Annotated in this window: 1 protein-coding gene; it reads left to right on the forward strand. The window is 71.0% G+C overall.

The window, feature by feature from the left end:
* Positions 1-34: 34 nt before the first annotated feature.
* On the forward strand, positions 35-3,350 hold a 3,316-nt coding region (locus ACFFRH_RS43980; protein WP_386164118.1), incomplete at its 3' end, for a type I polyketide synthase.

The following is a 3,350-nucleotide window of genomic DNA, read 5'->3' on the forward strand; positions in this document are numbered from 1 at the left end:
GGGTATTCCGGCCGGTCAGCCGCTGAGTGGTGTGGTGCACGCGGCCGGAGTCCTGGACGACGGTGTGATCACCGCGCTCACCCCCGAGCGGCTGGACGGGGTCATGCGGCCCAAGGCGGATGCCGCCTGGCACCTGCACGAGCTGACCCGGGAGCTGGATCTGTCGGCGTTCGTGATGTTCTCCTCGGTGGCGGGAGCGCTGGGCGGTCCCGGGCAGGGCAACTACGCGGCGGCCAACGCCTTCCTCGACGCCCTGGCCGAACACCGCAGGGCGCGGGGACTGGCGGGCACCTCGCTGGCCTGGGGCCTGTGGGTGATCGGCGGGATGGCGGAGGAACTGACCGAGGCCGACGTACGCCGCATGGAGCGCATGGGCCTGAAGCCGCTGTCGGCTGCCGACGGGCTGGCGTTGTTCGACGCCGCTCTGCGCCACGACCGGCCGGCGCTGGTCGCCGCCCGGTTCGCCCCGGGCAGGAACCCGGCCCGGACGGTACTGCCACGAGCGGGCACCCTCAACGGCCTCGCGGGACGGCTGGCCGCGATGGAGCCCGCGGAACGCCGGTCGCTCCTGTCCGACCTGGTGTGCCAGGAAGTGGCGACGGTGCTGGGGCACGCCTCGGCGACGGCCGTCCAGCCGGATCGCGCCTTCCAGGACCTCGGCTTCGACTCCCTCACCGCTGTCGAGTTCAGGAACAGGATCGGCGCCGTCACCGGACTCCGGCTGCCGGCCACGCTGATCTTCGATTACCCGACCGCTCAAGCGGTGGCCGACTACGTGGGGTCGGAGCTGACCGGCGCCGCGTCCGCGATCGCGTCGGTCATGACGGCCGGGACGCCGAACGACGAGCCGATCGCGATCGTGGGCATGGCCTGCCGCTACCCCGGCGGCGTGCTGTCGCCCGAGGGGCTGTGGGACCTCGTGGCCAGCGGTACGGACGCCATCTCCGAGTTCCCCGCCGACCGGGGCTGGGACATGGAGAGGATCTACAACCCGGACCCGGAGAGCGAGGGCACCTCCTACGTGAAGCACGGCGGTTTCCTGTACGACGCCGCCGAGTTCGACCCCGGCTTCTTCGGGATCAGCCCGCGTGAGGCGCTGACGATGGACCCGCAGCAGCGGCTGCTGCTGGAGGCCTCGTGGGAGGCGCTGGAGCGGGCCGGTGTCAGTCCCGTCGAACTGCGTGGCAGCCGGACGGGCGTGTTCGCCGGCCTGATGTACCACGACTACGGCCTCGGCGCTCCCGCCTCGACCAGTGGCGGAAGCCTGGTGTCCGGCCGGATCTCCTACACCTTCGGGTTCGAGGGACCGGCGATGACCGTGGACACGGCGTGCTCGTCGTCGCTGGTCGCGCTGCACCTGGCGGCGCAGGCACTGCGCTCGGGCGAGTGTGACCTGGCCCTCGCGGGCGGTGTCACGGTCATGTCGACGCCCGGAACCTTCATCGAGTTCTCCCGGCAGCGCGGCCTGGCCCCCGACGGCAGGTGCAAGTCCTTCGGCGACGCGGCGAACGGCACCGCCTGGGGCGAGGGTGTCGGCGTACTCCTGGTCGAGCGGCTCTCGGACGCGCGGCGCAACGGCCACCAGGTCCTCGCGATCGTCCGGGGCAGCGCGGTCAACCAGGACGGTGCGAGCAACGGGTTGACGGCGCCGAACGGTCCCTCGCAGCAGCGGGTGATCCGTCAGGCCCTGGCCAGTGCGAATCTCTCGCCCGCGGACGTGGACGTGGTCGAGGCGCACGGTACGGGCACGGTGCTCGGTGACCCGATCGAGGCGCAGGCGCTGATCGCGACCTACGGCCAGGACCGTCCCGAGGACCGGCCGCTCTGGTTGGGGTCGCTGAAGTCGAACATCGGTCACACCCAGGCCGCCGCGGGTGTCGGTGGCGTGATCAAGATAGTGATGGCGATGCGGCACGGGACGCTGCCGCGGACCCTGCACGCCGAGGAGCGGTCGGGACACATCGACTGGTCGGCGGGTGCGGTAGAACTGCTCACCGAGGCCCGTCCCTGGGACATCGAGGACCGTCCGCGCCGGGCCGCGGTGTCGTCCTTCGGGATCAGCGGCACGAACGCGCACGTGATCATCGAGCAGGGTCCGGCGGAGCCCGAGGCCAAGGCGGACGCTGTCGAGCTGCCGGTGACGCCGTGGCTGGTCTCGGCCAAGACTCCCCAGGCGCTGCGAGGCCAGGCTTCCAGGCTCGCCACCTGGGTGGAGGAGCGTCCTGAGCTGAACCCGGCCGACGCGGCCTGGACGCTGGCGACGGGCCGGGCGCTGCTGGAGCAGCGCGCGGTCGTGGTGGGCGCCGACCAGATCGAGCTGGTGGCGGGCCTGCGTGCCCTGGCCGACGGTACGACGACGCCGGGGGCCGCGGCCGGTGGTGGCAGGTTGGCGATGTTGTTCGCCGGTCAGGGCAGTCAGCGGGTGGGGATGGGCCGTGAGCTGGCGGCGGCTTTCCCGGTGTTCGCCGAGGCGTTGGACGAGGTCTGCGCGCTGCTGCCGCATCCCGTGCGTCAGGTGATGTTCTCCGATCCTGACGGTGTGCTGGCCGAGACGGGGATGACCCAGCCGGCGCTGTTCGCGTTCGAGGTGGCGCTGTATCGGTTGCTCACCTCGCTGGGCGTTACGCCGGATGTGCTGGTGGGCCATTCGGTGGGGGAGATCGCGGCTGCTCACGTGGCGGGTGTGCTCTCGCTGCCCGACGCGTGTGCCCTCGTCACCGCCCGCGCCCGGCTGATGCAGGCGTTGCCGGAGGGTGGGGCGATGCTGGCCATCGTCGCTCCCGAGGCCGAGATCCTTCCGCTGCTGGAGGGCCGCCAGGACGTCGGCATCGCCGCCGTGAACGGCCCGCAGGCCGTGGTCATCTCCGGTGGCGAGGCTGCGGTGGAGGAGATCGCGGGCTTGGTGAGCGCCCGCACTCGACGGCTGCGGGTCTCGCACGCCTTCCATTCACCCTTGATGGAGCCGATGCTCGCCGAATTCGAGCAGATCGTCTCCACCCTCACCTTCAACGAGCCGACCATCCCTGTCGTCTCCAATGTGACGGGCCGTCTCGCCGAGCCAGGACTGCTCACCGACCCGGCGTACTGGGTGCGGCACGTACGTGAAGCGGTGCGTTTCGCCGACGGAGTCACCGCCTGTCAGGCGAATGTGTTCGTGGAGGTCGGCCCGGACACCACGTTGACCGCGCTGGCTCAGCAGAGTGTCGAGGATGGTGTGTTCGTCGCGGCTTGCCGTAAGGATCGGGATGAGGCGCGGACGCTGGTCAGGGCGTTGGGGCAGTTGCAGGTTCGTGGTATCGCGGTTGATTGGGATGCGTTCTTCGCTCCGGCTCGGCCGGTGCGGGTGGATC

The organism is Streptosporangium vulgare (assembly GCF_042428775.1).
In the GTDB taxonomy this organism is placed as follows: Bacteria; Actinomycetota; Actinomycetes; order Streptosporangiales; family Streptosporangiaceae; genus Streptosporangium; species Streptosporangium vulgare.